This is a genomic window from Shewanella cyperi, from assembly GCF_017354985.1.
GTDB lineage: Bacteria > Pseudomonadota > Gammaproteobacteria > Enterobacterales > Shewanellaceae > Shewanella > Shewanella cyperi.
Window position 1 is genome coordinate 1,306,648 of the sequence record NZ_CP071501.1, and the last position, 18,171, is coordinate 1,324,818.

Annotated in this window: 12 protein-coding genes; 7 read left to right on the forward strand and 5 right to left on the reverse strand. The window is 56.6% G+C overall.

Going from position 1 to position 18,171, the window contains the following annotated elements:
* The first annotated feature begins 51 nt into the window (after positions 1-51).
* A complete protein-coding gene (locus JYB84_RS05495; protein WP_207322425.1) occupies positions 52-855 on the forward strand; it encodes an SDR family NAD(P)-dependent oxidoreductase in 804 nt (267 codons plus the stop codon).
* A 29-nt stretch (positions 856-884) separates the two neighbouring features.
* On the forward strand, positions 885-1,589 hold the full coding sequence (locus tag JYB84_RS05500; protein ID WP_207322426.1) for an NAD(P)H-dependent oxidoreductase: 705 nt from the start codon (positions 885-887) through the stop codon (positions 1,587-1,589).
* Positions 1,590-2,530: 941 nt separating this feature from the next.
* Here JYB84_RS05500 and JYB84_RS05505 read toward each other — a convergent pair.
* A complete protein-coding gene (locus JYB84_RS05505; RefSeq protein ID WP_207322427.1) occupies positions 2,531-2,842 on the reverse strand; it encodes a hypothetical protein in 312 nt (103 codons plus the stop codon).
* Here JYB84_RS05505 and JYB84_RS05510 point away from each other — a divergent pair.
* The 3 genes from JYB84_RS05510 to tilS all read left to right on the forward strand — a co-directional run bounded on the left by JYB84_RS05510 (position 2,841) and on the right by tilS (position 8,988).
* Entirely contained in the window at positions 2,841-3,281 is a 441-nt protein-coding gene (locus JYB84_RS05510; protein ID WP_207322428.1) for a hypothetical protein, read from the forward strand. The two genes, JYB84_RS05505 and JYB84_RS05510, sit on opposite strands and share 2 nt — an antisense overlap.
* A 755-nt stretch (positions 3,282-4,036) precedes the next feature.
* Complete coding sequence (gene dnaE / locus JYB84_RS05515) at positions 4,037-7,510, forward strand: DNA polymerase III subunit alpha (RefSeq protein WP_207322429.1); 3,474 nt, start codon at positions 4,037-4,039, stop codon at positions 7,508-7,510.
* Positions 7,510-8,988 (forward strand): tRNA lysidine(34) synthetase TilS, encoded by a 1,479-nt coding sequence (gene tilS, locus JYB84_RS05520; RefSeq protein WP_207322430.1) that lies wholly within the window; start codon positions 7,510-7,512, stop codon positions 8,986-8,988. The genes dnaE and tilS overlap by 1 nt, the downstream gene beginning before the upstream one ends.
* Before the next feature lie 41 nt (positions 8,989-9,029).
* On the opposite strand, the gene JYB84_RS05525 is transcribed toward tilS, so the two are convergent.
* The gene (locus JYB84_RS05525; RefSeq protein ID WP_207322431.1) at positions 9,030-10,127 is read right to left on the reverse strand and encodes a GNAT family N-acetyltransferase/peptidase C39 family protein; all 1,098 of its coding nucleotides are present in this window, start codon (positions 10,125-10,127) and stop codon (positions 9,030-9,032) included.
* Between the two features lie 75 nt (positions 10,128-10,202).
* On the opposite strand from JYB84_RS05525, the gene JYB84_RS05530 reads away from it, so the two are divergent.
* Entirely contained in the window at positions 10,203-11,654 is a 1,452-nt protein-coding gene (locus tag JYB84_RS05530; protein ID WP_207322432.1) for a RimK family protein, read from the forward strand.
* A 23-nt stretch (positions 11,655-11,677) separates the two neighbouring features.
* On the opposite strand, the gene JYB84_RS05535 is transcribed toward JYB84_RS05530, so the two are convergent.
* Positions 11,678-12,577 (reverse strand): GGDEF domain-containing protein, encoded by a 900-nt coding sequence (locus JYB84_RS05535; RefSeq protein ID WP_207322433.1) that lies wholly within the window; start codon positions 12,575-12,577, stop codon positions 11,678-11,680.
* Positions 12,578-12,751: 174 nt separating this feature from the next.
* On the opposite strand from JYB84_RS05535, the gene JYB84_RS05540 reads away from it, so the two are divergent.
* Positions 12,752-14,698, forward strand: coding sequence for a monovalent cation:proton antiporter family protein (locus JYB84_RS05540; RefSeq protein WP_207322434.1), 1,947 nt, complete (start codon positions 12,752-12,754; stop codon positions 14,696-14,698).
* Positions 14,699-14,744: 46 nt separating this feature from the next.
* Here the strand turns inward: JYB84_RS05540 and JYB84_RS05545 are convergent, their stop codons facing one another.
* Both JYB84_RS05545 and JYB84_RS05550 read right to left on the reverse strand, forming a co-directional pair.
* The gene (locus tag JYB84_RS05545; RefSeq protein ID WP_207322435.1) at positions 14,745-15,866 is read right to left on the reverse strand and encodes a patatin-like phospholipase family protein; all 1,122 of its coding nucleotides are present in this window, start codon (positions 15,864-15,866) and stop codon (positions 14,745-14,747) included.
* A gap of 154 nt (positions 15,867-16,020) precedes the next feature.
* On the reverse strand, positions 16,021-17,736 hold the full coding sequence (locus JYB84_RS05550) for a proline--tRNA ligase (protein ID WP_207322436.1): 1,716 nt from the start codon (positions 17,734-17,736) through the stop codon (positions 16,021-16,023).
* Between the last annotated feature and the right edge of the window lie 435 nt (positions 17,737-18,171).

The following is an 18,171-nucleotide window of genomic DNA, read 5'->3' on the forward strand; positions in this document are numbered from 1 at the left end:
AAGCCTTAGCCTGGCGTCCAACCCCCGCTGTTTCGGAGACGCTGTAACGTCATGAAAACCATTTGTATCACAGGTGCCACCGATGGCTTGGGACTGGCGGTTGCCACCGCATTGTCCCGGCCGGGCCAAAGCTTACTGATCCACGGCCGTAATCCGGAAAAGTTGGCCGCCGTCAGGCAAGGTTTGCTCGGCTTGGGGGCAGAGGTGTATGCCTTCCAAGCCGACTTGAGCGATCTGTCCCAAGTGGAGCGCATGCTGGAGCAGATAAAACAAACCCAAAGCGGCATAGATGTGCTTATCAATAATGCGGGGGTCTATAAGACGGCCGGGGAAACCGGGTCACTGGGCATAGATGTCCGCTTAGTGGTCAATACCCTGGCTCCCTTTTGGATCACTCAATCATTGCTGCCGCAGCTTGCTGGCGGACGGGTGATCAATCTGTCCTCGGCGGCCCAAGCGCCGCTGGATTTCGACGGTCTGTGTGGTCGCAAGCAATACAGCAACCAAATGCAGGCCTATGCCGAAAGCAAGCTGGCCCTGACCTGTTGGACCTTGGCCATGGCTAACCTGTATTCAGACAAACAGATCCGGTTTATGGCCGTCAATCCAGGCTCCCTGCTCGCGACTTCGATGGTCAGAGAAGGATTCGGCGTGGAGGGAAAGGACATCTCCGGCGCCGTTAAGTTGTTGGTTGATATGGCTCTCTCGCCCAAGTTTGCCGATACCGGTGGCCGCTATTTTGACAATGATATCGGCAGTTTCGCTTCACCCCACCCGGATGCCACTAACCCGGTCATTCAGCAACAGCTGCTCAAGCTGATGGCCCAACAGTTATGGCGGCACTGCCAAAGCTGACCCAACCCAAAGGTTTTCCAGGAGTTCCAATGACAAAATCCATCACCAACAGCGCCATGCAGCAAGAGTTGGCTTCCGCCTTCGCTTTCCGTCATGCCTGCAAACTGTTTGACGAAAATAAGAAAATCTCCGTCGATGAGTTCAATACTATTTTGGAAGCAGCCAGGCTGTCGCCCAGCTCCTTCGGTATGGAGCCCTGGCAATTGCTGGTGGTCCAGGCCCCCGAAAAACGGGAACTGTTCCGCGAGTTCAGTTGGGGCGCTAACGGCGGCTTCCATGGCACCCAAGGCCAGCTGGGCAGCGCCAGCCACTTTGTGATTTTCCTGGCGCATACGGATGTGACCATGCGGCATCATTCCGATTATCAGCAGCAGCTGATGCGCGAAACCAAGCACTTGCCGGAAGAGGTGATTGGTTTTATCAACCAGGCCTTCGAGAAATTTCAACTCCATGACTTTGAAATCGAAGGGCGCCGACAGATCATCGATTGGTCCGGTAAACAGGCCTACATTGCCCTTGGCAATATGATGACCACGGCCGCCTTGCTCGGCATAGACTCCTGTCCCATTGAGGGCTTTGAAATACAAAAAGCCACACAGGTGCTGGCAGAGGAATTCGGTATCGACACCGAGCGCTATGTACCGGCAGTGATGGCCGCCTTTGGCTACCGGGCAGCTGCGCCACACCACGAGAAAACCCGCCGCACCATGGAGCAGGTGGTACAGTGGTTTTAAGCGCCGTCATGGCCCGGCGAACCCCACCCTGTGAGCCGCTGACCGCGGCTCCTATAGTCATTGGTGCGGCAGTGCTGGCTAATGGGACTCCACTCTAGCTATGTAGGAACTTGCAAAGAAACTCAAAGAGATATCGCGAAGTTTGACTGTTGCACCGTTTCCCCCTTCGGAGCCGCCGAGGACGATGAGCTTGGGCGCGTAGCCGAGATAGGGATGTCGAGGCTGCTTCGGTCGAGCAGGGTGAGTGTCGCGCAGCGACAAGCTCACGAACGCGAGGCATGGAGCCGAGCTGGGGGGATTTACATGGATGTAAATCCGAGCGTCTGACGCGTTAGCCAATTTTCAGCATAAGGCTGAGGGGCTGTCGGCTCCGGTCGGGGGCATCCTTTGGGTTGCAAGGGCGAAGCTCGTTAGAGCGCTATGAGCGCGAGCCAAGGATGGGCGAGCTGGCTGTTAAACTGGGACGTTGTTCGCGGATGAGCAAAGCCCCTTGCCCGGGTGTGGGTTGGAGACCCACGACTTTGTGCCGCTGGCACAGCGGCTATCTTGTGCTTTTGCACAACGTCCAGCAAAGGAAGTGCTTAATCACCTGCGGTGCGCTTTCGCACTGCCACACCCGTGACACGGCGTGAATATGTCCCTATAGCCTCCCCTCGCCATCCATGGCTCGGACGGTCACTGGTGCGGCAGTGCTTGTTCAAAGGTGTTCCACTCAAACAAAGGTGCTATCTCAGACTAAAGACCAGGAAGCACTTCAAATTTTCGCTTGCCGAATGGCAACGACCTCTGCCAAGATTCTGATTCAAGGAGATAAAACAATGTTCAGGGAAGAAGCAAACCACTTCAGCCCGTGCGATAGCCATGCAGTGTGCACAGTGCTTTTATACAGTTGTATTTGAGTCTTGAGAAAAAGCCGCTTAAACGGACAACAATGTCGCACGCTATTTCTGGAACATTTCTGAGAATAATTTCAAAATCAGCAAATTAAATATCATGCGCGAAACAAAACGAGCAGAAATCATGCGCATGCGCACTTTCCACCCAGAATGATTTTTGTTAACGTAGAAATCAAATTTAAAAACAGCGTGTTGCGAGCGATTTTGCCAAGTGGTTGGAGGCGGTAGCGGCCGCGTAAGTGGAAAAAATGCAAACAGTTTTTCATTTTCAGCGAGAGCCGAAGCGTTCTGCGCGCCACGCGGGGAGATTATGCGCATGCGCACGATACAACTGTTATAATCACAAAGAGGAATCATGAAAATTTACTTCTTAATTCTTTTATTGAGTATTCCTATAGGGGCGAATGCAGATAATAAAATAGAAGCATTCTTTGGAGATTGGTGCGTTAATAAAGTAACTAAATACAGAGGTGGGTTAACGACTGAATCTGAAGCTAAGTCAAAGATTGGTTCTAAGCTAAGCATTTCGCCTGAAGTATACATTGATTCTGAGAAAAAAATTGAAAACCCAATTTTAAAATTTAAATCTGAACAGGTCGTACTTGGAGAGGGTGTGGTTCGTGAAAAAGACTCAATATTTTATGGAGTCTACCCAGATAGAAAAAGTAAAAAGGTAATTGAGGTATACGAATCCTTGGATGAAAATTATCCCTGGTCTGAGTTAGAGCTAATTAATAACGAGTCATTCTTTGAGCTATATGATGGGTATGTGTATGTCTATAGTAAGTGCTTATAACAAGGCCAGCCATGTCGTTGCGCTGGACTCGCAACAAATTGCTCGCCCATGCTGGCGGCGTTAGGTTTCTAATGGATATAGTATGCCCAAACTGTAGAAAGCCGTTAATGGCAAGGACTGATGTAGGTAAAATATTGCCACTTCGCCGTTGGAAGCTAGCAGAAGTACACTGCAAAAACTGTAATAAGGTTTGTGTCTCAACATCTTCATCAAGAGCTGTGTGGTTCATGATTTTCATGATCGCAGTTGTAGTATTGATGGTTGCAGGAAAGTATTTTTTGCAGTTAACTGACGGAAATAGTGTTTATAAAATACTTTTCTTCATAGTAGCCTACCTAGTCGTAAGTAAATGCTTCTCTTATTTTTGGCCGAAAATAATCACTCTTGAAGTAAAAAGAGAGTAGCTGCAAAACTTAACAAGTGACTGTGGCAGCCTTTTGTTTCTGCAAGTTTCTTGTTTCCATGCGCCTATAGACGATATGAACCAATAGCCAAGGTACTTATGTGGCAAGTACTCATTTCTGTGGCTTGCCGGTGCTGGTGATATGCACCAGCCAGGTAAACGGTTCAAACTCGACCGGCACCCTCAAGGTCACTTTGCCCCCGGCAAGTGACCTTATTCATACCCCGTTGGCGATTCCGCCAACATAATCCCCGGACTGGTGGACAAAGCGGCAGTTAAGCCTTTTGTTGTCCTTGGCTGCCATGTTATCTTTCTCCATTGATTTTTCGTGCCATAAAAGCCTTTATTGCCCATGTCTCAGCCCAAGTTTGTCCACCTGCGCGTGCACTCCGACTTCTCCATGACCGATGGTCTGGCCAAGGTCAAGCCCATACTCGGCAAGGCCGAGGCCGAAGGCATGGCGGCGATTGCGCTGACGGATCAGAACAACCTCTGTGGTTTGGTGAAGTTTTACAGTACCTGCCATGACAAGGGTATCAAGCCCATTATCGGTGCCGATTTTTGGGTGCTGGTGCCGGGGTTTGAGGGCGAGTTTTGCGCCCTGACCGTCATTGCCATGGACAACCCGGGCTACCAGAACCTGACTCAGCTGATCAGCCGGGCTTACCTGCGTGGCCAGGTGCAGGGCAGGGTGGCGCTGGATCAGGAATGGTTGCTGGAATTCAACGAGGGCATTTTGCTGCTCTCCGGTGGTCGCGAAGGGGATTTGGGCAAGGCACTGCTGAAGGGCAACGCCTCCCAGGCGGCGTCCTTGAGCGAGTTTTACCAGCGCCATTTCCCGGATCGCTATTTTATCGAGCTTATCCGAACCGGCCGTGCCGATGAGGAGCGCTACCTGCACATGGCGGTGGCCCACGCCGCCGAGTGGGGCCTGCCCGTGGTGGCCACCAACCAGGTGGTGTTCCTGACCCCGGACGACTTTGAGGCCCACGAAATCCGGGTCGCCATTTCTGATGGTTTCACCCTGGCCGATAACCGCCGGCCGAAGAAATACAGCGATCAGCAATATCTGCGCTCCATCGATGAGATGTGCGAGCTGTTTGCCGATATCCCCGAAGCCCTCGAAAATACGGTGGAGATTGCCAAGCGCTGTAACGTGACTGTGCGCCTGGGGGAATACTTTCTGCCCAATTTCCCCACCGGCGATCTGTCCATCGAAGATTTTCTGGTGGCCCGCTCCAAACAGGGGTTGGAAGAGCGGCTGGAATTCCTGTTTCCCGATCCGCAGGTGCGGGCCGAGAGGCGCGGCGAGTACGACGAGCGCCTGGATGTGGAGCTCAAGGTTATCAACCAGATGGGCTTCCCCGGCTACTTCCTTATCGTGATGGAGTTTATCCAGTGGGGTAAGGACAACGGCATTCCCGTGGGGCCGGGGCGGGGCTCGGGCGCGGGTTCTTTGGTGGCCTATGCCCTGAAAATTACCGACCTCGACCCGCTGGAATTTGACCTGCTGTTCGAACGTTTCCTTAACCCCGAGCGGGTATCCATGCCCGACTTCGACGTCGACTTCTGCATGGACAGGCGCGACGAGGTGATTGACCACGTGGCCGAACTCTACGGCCGCGAGGCGGTATCGCAGATCATCACCTTCGGTACCATGGCCGCCAAGGCCGTGGTGCGCGACGTTGGCCGGGTGCTAGGCCACGCCTACGGCTTTGTGGACCGGATCTCCAAGATGATACCGCCGGAGCCCGGCATGACCCTGGCCAAGGCCTTCGAGGTGGAGCCGGGGCTGCAGGAGGCCTATGACGCCGATGAGGAAGTGAAAGACCTTATCGACATGGCCCGTAAGCTCGAGGGCGTGACCCGTAACGCCGGCAAGCACGCGGGGGGCGTGGTGATTGCGCCCACCAAGATCACCGACTTCTCACCCCTGTACTGCGACGCCGAGGGCAATAACCCGGTCACCCAGTTCGACAAGAACGACGTGGAATACGCCGGGCTGGTGAAGTTCGACTTTTTGGGTCTGCGGACCCTGACCATTATCGATTGGGCCCTGGGGATGATTAACCCCAGGCTCAAGCGCATGGGCAAAGAGCCGGTGCGGATTGAAGCCATTCCGCTTGATGACAAAAAATCCTTCGCCCTCTTGCAGCGCTACGAAACCACGGCGGTGTTCCAGCTGGAATCCCGCGGCATGAAGGATCTGATTAAACGGCTGCAGCCGGACTGCTTCGAAGACATGATCGCCCTGGTGGCCCTGTTCCGTCCGGGGCCGCTGCAATCGGGCATGGTGGATAACTTTATCGAGCGTAAGCACGGCCGCGAGGAGATCTCCTATCCGGACAGCCAGTGGCAGCACGAGTGCCTCAAGCCCATCCTCGAACCCACCTACGGCATCATCCTCTATCAGGAACAGGTGATGCAGATTGCCCAGACCCTGTCCGGCTATACCCTGGGCGGCGCCGACATGCTGCGCCGCGCCATGGGTAAGAAAAAGCCCGAGGAGATGGCCAAGCAGCGCAGCGTGTTCAAAAGCGGGGCCGAAAACAACGGCGTCGACGGCGAACTGGCGATGAAGATCTTCGACCTGGTGGAGAAATTCGCCGGTTACGGCTTCAACAAATCCCACTCGGCCGCCTATGCTTTGGTGTCCTACCAAACCCTGTGGCTCAAGACCCACTATCCGGCGGAGTTTATGGCCGCGGTAATGTCCGCCGATATGGACAACACCGACAAGATAGTGACCCTGGTGGACGAGTGTGAGCGCATGGGCTTGCCGCTGATCCCGCCGGACGTCAACAAGGGCCAGTTCAAGTTCACCGTGGATGAAGATCTCAATATCGTCTACGGCATAGGTGCCATCAAGGGCGTGGGCGAGGGCCCGGTGGAGGCCATTCTTGAGGCCCGCGAGGCCGGTCCCTTCAAGGACCTGTTCGACTTCTGCGCCCGGGTGGACCTGAAAAAGCTCAACAAGCGGGTGATAGAGAAACTTATAAGCTCGGGCGCCCTCGATGCCCTGGGGCCACATCGCGCCGCCATGATGGCGACCTTGCCCGAAGCCATCCGCGCCGCCGATCAGCACGCCAAGGCCGAGGCCATAGGCCAGCATGACATGTTCGGCCTGCTCAACAGCGAGCCCCAGGATGGCAAACAGCAATTTGTTGAATGTACCCCCTGGCCGGACAAGATCTGGCTCGAAGGGGAGCGGGAAACCTTAGGTCTGTACCTCACGGGCCACCCCATCAACCAGTACATCAAGGAGCTCAAGCATTACACCTCCGGCAGGCTCAAGGACATACACCCCACCGAGCGCGGCAAAACCGTCAAGGCCGCGGGCCTGGTGGTGGCCACCAGGGTGATGCTGACCAAGCGCGGCTCCAAGATGGGTCTGGTGACCCTGGATGACAAGAGCGCCCGCCTGGAAGTGATGCTGTTTACCGAGGCGTTCGAGAAATTCAATCACCTGCTGGAGAAGGACAGGATCCTTATCTGTGAGGGTGAGGTCAGCTTTGATGATTTCTCCGGCGGCAACCGCATGACGGCGCGCAATATCATAGACATCAGCGAGGCCCGCAGCCATTTTGCCACCGCGCTGGAGGTGGACCTTGATGCCGAGGCCATAGCCCCAGCTCTGCTGGACAAGTTCGCCGAGCTGGTTGGGCCCTGGCGCCAGGGCGCCGTGCCCATGCTGATCAATTACCGTCAGGCCCAGGCCTCGGGCCAGTTCCGCCTCGGTGACGATTGGCGCGTCAACCCCAGTGACGAGCTGGTGCTGGCGCTGCAAACCCTGCTGGGGCCGGACAAGGTCAGGATAGTCTTCTGATGCCCGCTCTGATGCCCGCCCTGCAACTGAGTGCGCTTTCGGCCCTGATTGACAGCGCCCTGGGTGCCATTCCCCAGGATGAAAGCGAGCCACACCTCTCCAAACGGCCTGTGCGGATAGTGCTTGGCTACAGCGGCGGTCTCGACTCAGAACTGCTGGCCTGTGCCCTTGGTGACTTCGCCAAACGCCATCCGGACATCCAATGTATCGCCGCCCATGTGCACCATGGTCTGAGCCCTAACGCCGATGCCTGGGCCAGCCACTGCCAGAATAGCGCGGCACACTATGGTCTGCAGTTTCAGGAATTGCGGGTCACCTTGGCCAGGGACAAGGGATTGAGCCTGGAAGCCGAGGCGCGGGACAAGCGTTATCGGGCGCTGCTGTCCCTGCTGGGCCCCGGCGATGTGCTGCTGACCGCCCACCATGAGGACGATCAGCTGGAAACCCTGTTGCTGGCCCTCAAGCGCGGTCAGGGCCCCAAGGGATTGGCGGCCATGGGACTGGTGCAACCCCTTACCCTTGCTAACAGCGAGGATGCGGCCAACTGCTGGCAGCTGCGGCCCTTCCTGGGGCTGTCCCGCAGTGATATGGAGCAGACGGTCGAGGCGCTGGGACTGGTGCATATCGAAGATGAGAGCAACAGCGACACCCGCTTTGACCGCAATTTCCTGCGCCACGAAATTATCCCGCTGTTGAAGCAGCGTTGGCCGGCCTTTGCCCAGACCAGCGCCCGCAGCGCCGCCCTGTGCGCGTCCCAACAGCAGTTGTTGGATGCGGAAATGCGTAAACGCCTCGAACCCATGTTGCAAAGGGATGGAAGCTTACGCCTTTGCCTCACGGCGCTGGCAGAGCAGGAGCCATTGTGGCAGGAGCAGCTGCTGCGCGGTTTTATTGAGCTTAACGGCTTGCCGCTGCCGTCCCAACTGCAGCTGCAGGATGCGCTCAAGCAATTGCTCGGCGCCCGGGAAGATGCGGCTGTGCACCTGAGGTTTCAGGGGCTGGAGCTGCGCCGTTTCCAGGGCTGCGCCTATGCACTGGCCCCGGCTCTGCCTCCTGTGCTTGCCAATGCGACCCTTGATGATGTGAGTTCGGCGCCTGTTGCCGTGACCTTTTCCGCCCTGAAGCAGGGCATAGCGCTTGCCGATGGCCGCCGTCTTTGGCTGGAGCCTGCCACCCCCGGTGAGCCCGGGCTAAGTGACATGGCCGGGGAGACAGAGTTGCAGATAGTCTTTGGCCTGCCCGGCAGCACCCGCACCCGGCCCCATCACAGGGAAAAGGGACGGGAGCTTAAAAAAGTCTGGCAGGAGCTGGGGGTGCCGCCCTGGGAACGGGCCTCGGTGCCCATGCTGATGCTTGGCCTGTCAGTGAACACTGACATATCTGCCAGCGGGCAACTGCTGGCCGCCGCCGGTCTGTGGCTGGAGAAATCGGCCCTTGCCAAGCCAGGGGATATCGCCTGGCGCCTGTGTCTGGCTTAACTCAGAGCCGCTCCAGCCCGCCGCCGCTTTTGGGGGCTTAATCAACCACCGTTCTTGGGTTTAATCACCAGATAAGATACCTGCCGCTGACGGCCGTAGCGCACCAGGCTCGCCAGTTCACTCTGGCTGATGGGCACGTGGGCCGCGGCAATGGCGTCGGCCCGCTGCTCCACATTGGGGTCGTGAAAGAAAAAATACTGCTCGTTGCAGCCGCTCAGCACTATCCAGTGGGGGCCTTTTTCGCCGTTGAATCTGTAAGTGCTTACCAACATCAGTACGCACCAACCTTCGGCCAACCAGGCTTTCAATTCATCTGTGCCGGGGGCGCAAGCCTGGCTTTCAATCCCGTGTGCTTTGAGCTGCTCGACAAAATCCTCATGCACCAGGCGGATCACCGCCTTCTTGTTGTCATCCCGTACCGAATCCACAAAGGGCACAGAGTCCGACTGGCAATAGAGGGCCACCCCGTAACCTCGGTTCAGTGCCGCCAATGCCAGACCGTGGGCGCTGCAGCCACCATGACCGCTGGTCATGTAGATGGTGGTGGCCTCACGCCACAGTTGCAGCTCAATCTGGCGGCTGGGGACAAACTCTGGTGTCAGGCAGGCAAAACTCATCAGCAGGCAGGCGGGACCACAACTGAAGGCAGTGGTCTGGGCATAGAGGGGCAGGTTGAGCATGATCTGCGGCCCGGGAGGAGTCAGACGCTTGTACATGCGAATGCCATCTGCCAGGTCATCATAATAATGGATCAGGGTTTTCAGTACCTTATAACCATTTTTTTGATACAGATTGATGGCGGCCTCATTGTCACTGCGCACTTCCAGGCGTAAGGTGATATAGCCGCGCTCGACGGTTTCCCGTTCGCTGGCCTGCAGCAAAGTCAAACCAACCGCTTTGCCGCGAAACGCCTGGGAGGTGGCTATGGAGTAGAGCCTGGCCAGGTGGGTGCCGCGATGGAACAGCACCAGGCTGTAACCAGCCAATTGACCGTCTTCCTCGGCGACCAACATGCAGGCATGGCTGGATTGGATAAAACGTCGCATCTGCCGGGGACTTATCCTGTCACCGGGAAATACGTTCCATTCCAGCAGGTTGAGGGCGGAGGCATCATTGAGGGTGGCCTGGCGAATTTGCATCTCGGGCCTCTTGGCGAATTGGCCATGGGATACCACACTCTACTCTTGGAAAGGCAAAGGAGGCAATGGCTATTTATGGCGCAATTTCTGATAGTAACGGATGACGCGAGCGACTGGCGCCCCTACCTGCCGAGTGATTCCATGGTGCCGGTCAATGACTATCTGCAGGCCGGAGCCTATGCCGGTCAGGGGGTCACCCAGGTACTCAATCTCTGCCGCAGTTACGACTATCTCAGCAGCGGTTATTACTGCTCTTTGCTGGCTGAGGCCCGCGGTCACAGGGTGATCCCCAGCGTGATGACCATTAACGACCTCAGTCAGGACCGCTTCTTCAGTCTGCCCCAGGCAGGGCTCGACAAACTGCCGCCCCAGGACGAGGTCCTGAGTTTCAAACTGTATTTTGGCCGCTGCGACAAGCCGGGGCTGGAGCGCATCGGCCGCAAGATTTTCGAACGTTTTACCGTGCCCGTGCTGACGGTTGAGCTGGCACTGGTGGCGGACAAGTGGCAGGTGCTGAAGATTGCGCCTTTTCCGTTCCAGGAACTCAGCGACAGCGAACAGGACGAATTTGCCAAATATCTGGAAATCTTTGCCCGCAAGGTGTGGCGGGCCCCCAAGCCGTCGCGGCGCTTTCGCTACGAGATAGCCATGCTGGTGGATGAACAGGAAAAGATGCCGCCCTCGGACAAGGGCGCCTTGAAGCGCTTTATCAAGGCCGCCAATCGCATTGGCATGGATCTCAACATCATAGGGCCTGACGACCTGTCCCGTCTTGGCGAATACGACGGCCTGTTTATCCGCGCCACCACCAATATTGCCAATTTCACCTATCGCTTTGCCAAGACCGCCGCCCAGTTGGGGCTGGTGGTGATGGACGATCCCGAGTCCATCATGAAGTGCACCAACAAGGTATTTCTGAGCGAGTTGCTGGCCAATCACAAGGTATCGACCCCCAAGAGCCTGGTGATCATGGAAAGCATGCAGAATTGGGAGCTGATAGTGATTGAGGAAATTGGTCTGCCGGCGGTGCTCAAGGTGCCTGATGGCGCCTTTTCCCTGGGGGTGGTCAAGGTCAAAACCGTGGAGGAACTGCGCACTCAGGCCCAGCGCATCTTTGAACACAGCTCATTGATTTTGGCCCAGGAATACCTGCCCACCGAATTTGACTGGCGCATCGGGGTATTGAACCGGCAGCCCATTTACGCCTGTCGTTACTACATGAGCCGGGGCCATTGGCAGATTTACCAACACCATCAGAGCGGCAGGATTTCCAGCGGTGGTTTCGATGCAGTGGATCTCAAACAGGTCCCCTCGGCGGTGCTGGATGTGGCACTCAAGGCCGCCAACCTGATAGGCAGCGGCTTTTACGGGGTCGATGCCAAGGCGGTGAATGGCCGCGCCTGTGTGATTGAGGTCAATGACAATCCCAGCGTCGACCACGGGATTGAAGACTTGTTTCTCGGCGATCTGCTTTACGACAGGGTGATGACAGAATTTTTGCGCCGCATACAATTAAGGGGTCTGTGAGACCCCTTAATATCGATTCTGCGTCAGGCTGCCAGTTCCAGGCGGTAGCAGTTGCGACCGGCGGCCTTGGCCTGATAAAGGGCTCTGTCGGCCCGCTCGTATACTTGATCCTGATTTTCACCGGCGCGCAGTTGCGCTGCGCCTATGCTGGTGCGAATTTGATTGCGGGCAAAAAAGCCTTCCGAGGCCATGCGGTCGAGAATACGCTCACAGAGTATGGCCACTGAGGCCACGTCGCCGCGCACCAGCACCACAAATTCATCGCCGCCGATACGGAACGCCTGGTCCGTGTTGCGTATCACCTGCTTGAGCATGGTGCCGAATTGGCGCAGCACGGCATCACCGAACTGGTGGCCATAGGCATCGTTGAGCTGTTTGAAGTTGTCCAGATCCAGGATCACCAGGCTCAGGTCGTCATGGTGACGGCTGGTGCGGGCCAGGGCCTGTTTAAAGCACTGACCATAGTAGTGGCGGTTACCAAGGCCGGTAAGTGAGTCAAACATGGCCTGTTCCGACATCCTGAAATAGCGTATGGCGTTGACCAGCGGTTGGCTCAGCAGGCCTTCCAGTTCAATCAGCAGACTCAGCTCCCGGGGGGACAGGGGTCTTTGCCAATGGTATTGCAACCTGGCGTCTTCCATGTCTTCCAGACCCAGGTGACGTTCAAAGGCGGTGCCCAGGCGTTTGCCCCAACTCAGCTGCAGTTCCGGGAACAACCCCTGGAGCCCCAGCAGCGGCAAGTATTGCCCCAGCACTTTGCCGTAGCAGGCAAAGACTGTCCGGGGATCTAAACTTGAATGCAGCTGGCGGGTGATTTGCAGCAGCTGGCTGAGATCCGGCGTCGGGCAGGATTCCCGCGTCAGCACATCAGTGCTGAAGCCAAAGCTCTCGGGGCCCAACTCTTGAACGAAACCTAAGTCCATACTATTACTCCAGCAGAACAGGAAGCGGTAATGGTCACATTCAAGCAATATCCATGCCCAATCTCGAAGTTATTTAATTTGTCTTTATTTGTCATTCAGTTAAGCTGATATCAATGCCCGGTTGCCATTATGGGGGCCACCGGGCCGCGACGGAAAATTGACTAAGGACGCCTGATGGAAAATGGCACTCTGATGCAAGTTCTGTTTATGCTGGTGATCGCCATTGCGGCCATTGCCTTGCTCAGGCGTTTGGGATTGCCGGCAATCCTGGCCTATCTGCTGACAGGGGTGGTCAGTGGTCCGGGGGGCTTCAATTGGTTCAGCCAGCACCAGATGCAGTCAGTCGCCGAGCTTGGGGTGGTGCTGCTGATGTTTACCCTGGGGCTGGAGTTTTCCGTCCCCAAACTCTGGGCCATGCGCCGCACCGTATTTGGCCTTGGCAGTGCCCAGGTGCTGGTAACCACGGGTTTGGTGATGGTGCTGGCCATGGCCTTGGGGCAGGGCGTTGTTCAGGCCCTGGTCATAGGCTCGGCCATTGCCCTGTCGTCCACCGCCATAGTACTCAAGTTACTCAACGAGCAGGGCTGGCTCAGGCGCCGCCACGGTGAGTTGTCGGTGAGCGTGCTCTTGTTCCAGGATCTGGCCGTGGTTCCCCTGCTGATCCTGTTGCCCTTGCTCGATGGCAACAGTGAACCCCTGTCATTGCAAAGCATATTCTGGTCCCTCGGCAAGGGGCTGGTGGCCTTTATGGCGCTGATGGCCTTTGGTAAATGGGCCTTGCCCAAGGCCTTTGATGAAGTGGCCCGCTCACGCTCCAACGAACTCTTCGTGCTCTCGACTTTGGTGGTGGCCTTACTCACCGGCGCCTTTACCCAATGGCTGGGCTTATCCATGGCCCTGGGGGCCTTTATGGCAGGTATGCTGCTGGGGGAGAGCCAGTACCGGCGCCAGCTGGAGGCCGATATCCGGCCATTCCGCGATCTTCTGATGGGACTGTTCTTTATCTCCATCGGCATGCTGCTCGACTTTGCCCTGGTGCTGGACTACTGGTGGCAGATTATTCTGCTGCTGCTGGCCGTGGTGCTCGGCAAGGCGCTTATTGTCTATGGCATGCTCAAGCTCATTAAGGAGCCCTTTAAAATCGCCCTTGCCGCCGCGCTGACCCTGGCCCAGGTGGGGGAGTTCAGCTTTGTGGTGCTGGCGCTGGCGGTGAATTATCAGCTGCTCGACCGGGACACCAGCACCATATTGGTGATGGTGGCGGTGCTGTCCATGGGCCTGGCGCCAGCCCTGGTGCGTCATGCCCAGGAGATCCCCAGGATATTGATGGGGATCCGCAGTCGCGGCAGCAAGGAGACTGTGCCTGTGCTGACCGACGAGCATCCCGAGCTGGTACTGATATTGGGCTACGGCAGGGTGGGGCAGACCATAGCCCGTTTCCTGCGGGCCGAAGGCGTACCCTATCGGGGGCTGGATTTGGACCCGACCCGGGTTTCCGAGGCCAGGCGCGGCGGCGAGCCGGTCTTTTTCGGCGACGCCTGCAAACGCAGCCTGCTTAAACAGGTGGGGATCCGTCAGGCCAAGATGGTGGTGGTGACCTTTTGCGAGCACAGGATCATGGAAGAGGTATTGCACCTGTGCCGGGAGCTGGCGCCGGAGGCCAAGATTCTGGTGCGCACCCGGGACGATACCTCCCTCAGCATGCTGGAAAAGGCCGGTGCCAGTCAGGTGATCCCCGAGTCACTTGAGGGCAGTTTGATGCTGGTAAGCCAGGTGTTGTACCAGTGCGGTGTGCCCCTGACCCGTATTCTAAAGCGCCTGGAGTCGGAGCGGCGCAATCACTATCAATACCTGCACGGCTTTTTCTCCGGCACAGAGACGGACTTTACCCTGGAGCTGCTGCACGCGGTGGCGCTGCCCCGAGGTGCCTCCATGGTGGGTTATACCCTGGCGGATATTCCCTGGGACAAGCTCAGGGTGGAGCTCAGGGCCATACGCCGTGGCGGTCAGGAAATCGATAATCCGGATCTCAGCTGGAAACTGCGGGCCGGCGATGTGCTGATTCTGCTCGGCAAACCCAGACGCATAGAAAAGGCCGAGGCCTATCTGCTCAGCTCTTGAGTGTACTTCGTGATTTCAGCCCCAAGCGTACCAGGCAATCTTTGAATCAAAGCCTGAAAAAGGCTTTTATTTCATCAATCTGGCACATGGCATCCTGATAGCCAAGCTCTATCAGGGCGCTGGTATAGGCCTTTTCGAACAAGAGGTAGGACACGATACTGGAGTCCGATTCCTTGTCGATACCGATAAAACTCAGCAGGGTGCGGATCGCAAACGGCATGTCCTGATAATAACGGGCCGCCATCTGGCTCAGATCCTCGCTGGGCTTGATAACCAGAGTAGTAATGGGGCGCAGCGACAGACGCTCGCGACTTTCCTGGGGGATAAGCTGCAGCGTGTTGTTTATTCGCTCCAGCCGTTCCAGATCGCTGTTGAGGGTATCCGAAAATATGGTGTCCAGCAGGTGACCGGCTATGGTGGCCGTCTTGGGATGGTATTCCAGCTCCCGGGTCTCCAGCTTGTGGGGACTGTCGAGGTTGATGACCATGATCCGCTCGGCTCCCAGATGTATGGGGCTTGCCAGCGGCGCCAACTGGTGCACAGAACCATCGCCATAATAATGCTGCTTGAGCTTGATGGACGGGAACACCAGCGGAATGGCGGAACTGGCCAGCAGGTGTTCGGTATTGAGCCTGCTGCGCTCGCCGCTGCGCCTGGCCCGGTACCAGTTATCCAGTTCGCGATTGGCCTGGAAAAAGGTCACGGAGCGGGAGTTGTTGTAGCAGGAGGTGTCCACCGACAGGGCGGTCAAGGCACCGCTGCGGATATTGCGGTCGATGCGGCCAAAGTCGATAAGCTCGTTCAGCAGTTTGCGCAGCGGTTCATTGTCCAGCAGGCTGCCGGCATCACTGTTGACATTGTCGTGTTGCATGCCCCGCAACGCCATGCGGCCTAAATGGGCCAGCACCCCGGGGATGGAAGAGCGATACACCTTGCTGGTTTCAAAGTGACGCCAGACCCACTCCAATTTGCGTACCCCCAGATGAAAACAGGAGGCATGGGTGGCTATGGAGGTGCCATTGATGGCCCCGGCCGAGGTGCCACAGACAATCTTGAAGGGAATGCCATGGTTGCGCGGATAGAACTGGACTATGGCCTTGAGTACCCCGACCTGGTAGGCCGCACGGGCACCGCCACCACCGAGAACCAAAGCTGTGGACGCTGGCAAGACTTCACTCCAATGTATTGAAAGCTAAATTGATAATGTTTCAATTAAAGCCGTTGTCGGGGCCTAAAAGCAAGGCTGAATCTTGGTTGCGGATAAAAAAACACCCGGCGGGGCCGGGTGTTTGATAACAGCTGATTGATTGACGCTTAAGTCATCAAGCGCCCATTTGGCCCTTGATAAAGTCCACTATGTCGGCAAAAGGAATGTCCTGTTTTTCACCGGTGCGGCGGTTCTTGTACTCGAATACGCCGGCGTCGATATTGCGATCGCCAATCACTATGGTGTGGGGAATGCCGATGAGTTCCATATCGGCAAACATTACGCCGGGACGTTCTTTACGGTCGTCAAACAGCACTTCGATTCCGGCGGCGCTGAGATCTTTATACAGCTGCTCGGCAATGTCGGTCACGCGGTGTGACTTGTGCATGTTCATTGGCAGAATACCCACGCTGAAGGGGGCGATGGCCTGGGGCCAAACGATGCCGCGATCGTCGTGGTTCTGCTCAATGGCGGCGGCCACGATACGGCTCACGCCCACACCGTAACAACCCATCAGCATCACCTGGGACTTGCCGTTTTCATCCAGCACTGTGGCGTTCATAGCCTTGGAGTAGTTGGTACCCAGCTGGAAGATGTGACCCACTTCGATGCCGCGGGCGAAGGCATAGGTGCCCTTGCCATCGGGGGTGGCTTCGCCTTCCACCACGTTGCGGATGTCTGCACCGGCAACCAGCGGCAGATCCCGCTCCCAGTTGATACCGAAATAGTGTTTGCCTTCGATGTTGGCACCGGCGGCGAAATCGCTCATCACCAGCACGCTGTGATCGGCAATCACGGGCAGCTTGAGGCCCACAGGGCCTATGGAGCCAGGTCCCGCACCTATGGCACTGCGAATGTCTTCATCGCTGGCAAATTCCAGTGGCGAGGCCACCAGTTCCAGCTTGTCGGCCTTGATTTCGTTCAGTTCGTGATCGCCACGCACCAGCAGGGCCACCAGCGGCGCCTCTTCGGTGGCACCCTTGACTATCAGGGTCTTGACCGTCTTGGTGATGTCCAGACCAAACTGTTCCACCAGCTCGTGGATGGTCTTGGCATTGGGAGTATCGGTCAGGGTCAGGGCCTGGGTTGCCGCTGCGCGACCTTCGGTTGGCAACGGTGCCTCGGCCTTCTCAATGTTGGCGGCGTAATCGCTGCCGGTGGAGTAGGCAATCAGGTCTTCACCGCTGTTGGCCAGCACGTGGAACTCGTGTGACATGCTGCCACCGATGGAACCTGTGTCGGCCAGCACTGGGCGGAACGCCAGACCCATGCGGTTCATGATGTTGCTGTAGGCCTGGTACATGGCCTGATAGGTCTCGTTCAGCGTTTCCTGTTCCAGATGGAAGGAATAGGCATCCTTCATCAGGAACTCACGGGAACGCATGACACCGAAACGTGGACGCACCTCGTCGCGGAACTTGGTCTGGATCTGATACAGGTTCAGCGGCAGCTGCTTGTAGGAGCTGACTTCCTTGCGGATGAGGTCGGTGATCACTTCCTCATGGGTTGGGCCCAGGACGAAGTCACGGTTGTGACGGTCGGTGAAGCGCAGCAGCTCGGGACCGAACTTGTCCCAACGACCCGTTTCGACCCACAGATCCCCGGGTTGTACCATGGGCATCAGTATCTCTATGGCACCGGCCTTGTTCATCTCTTCGCGCACTATGGCTTCCACCTTGCGCAGCACTCGCAGGCCCGTGGGCAGGTAGCTGTACAGGCCGGAGGCGTTGCGGCGGATCATGCCGGCACGCAGCATGAGTTGATGGCTGATGACTTCTGCGTTGGCAGGGGTCTCTTTCTGTGTCGATAACAGGTATTTGCTGACTCGCATTCCCGATGTCCATTATTGAGTTGAATGGGCAGCATTTTAGCATCTCAAGCGGAGCTGTCACCTTGGAACCGAGGATAAATGGGAGGATTTATGCCTGATGAGGCAAATATTTTTCAGCTAATAGCTCTCGGTCCGGAAATCCTGTGAATGGGCCTTAGGCTGCTTAGCATCTCAAGCGTTACTGTCACCTTGGATTGGTCGATAAAAGGCCCGATTTGTGCCTGATGAAGCAAATATTTTTTAACTGATGGCATTTGGTCATGAGAATTCGCGAATGGACCCAGGATTCATAGCATCTCAAGCGGAGCTGTCACCTTGGAACCGAGGATAAATGGGAGGATTTATGCCTGATGAGGCAAATATTTTTCAGCTGATGGCCCTTGGTGAAGATAATTCGCGAATGGGCCCTGGATTCTTAGCATCTCAAGCGGAGCT

Coding starts and splice junctions, on each gene's coding strand:
- JYB84_RS05495 (WP_207322425.1), top strand. CDS start 52: ATGAAAACCATTTGTATCACAGGTGCCACCGATGGCTTGGGACTGGCG.
- JYB84_RS05500 (WP_207322426.1), top strand. CDS start 885: ATGACAAAATCCATCACCAACAGCGCCATGCAGCAAGAGTTGGCTTCC.
- JYB84_RS05510 (WP_207322428.1), top strand. CDS start 2,841: ATGAAAATTTACTTCTTAATTCTTTTATTGAGTATTCCTATAGGGGCG.
- JYB84_RS05505 (WP_207322427.1), bottom strand. CDS start 2,842: ATGATTCCTCTTTGTGATTATAACAGTTGTATCGTGCGCATGCGCATA.
- dnaE (WP_207322429.1), top strand. CDS start 4,037: ATGTCTCAGCCCAAGTTTGTCCACCTGCGCGTGCACTCCGACTTCTCC.
- tilS (WP_207322430.1), top strand. CDS start 7,510: ATGCCCGCTCTGATGCCCGCCCTGCAACTGAGTGCGCTTTCGGCCCTG.
- JYB84_RS05525 (WP_207322431.1), bottom strand. CDS start 10,127: ATGCAAATTCGCCAGGCCACCCTCAATGATGCCTCCGCCCTCAACCTG.
- JYB84_RS05530 (WP_207322432.1), top strand. CDS start 10,203: ATGGCGCAATTTCTGATAGTAACGGATGACGCGAGCGACTGGCGCCCC.
- JYB84_RS05535 (WP_207322433.1), bottom strand. CDS start 12,577: ATGGACTTAGGTTTCGTTCAAGAGTTGGGCCCCGAGAGCTTTGGCTTC.
- JYB84_RS05540 (WP_207322434.1), top strand. CDS start 12,752: ATGGAAAATGGCACTCTGATGCAAGTTCTGTTTATGCTGGTGATCGCC.
- JYB84_RS05550 (WP_207322436.1), bottom strand. CDS start 17,736: ATGCGAGTCAGCAAATACCTGTTATCGACACAGAAAGAGACCCCTGCC.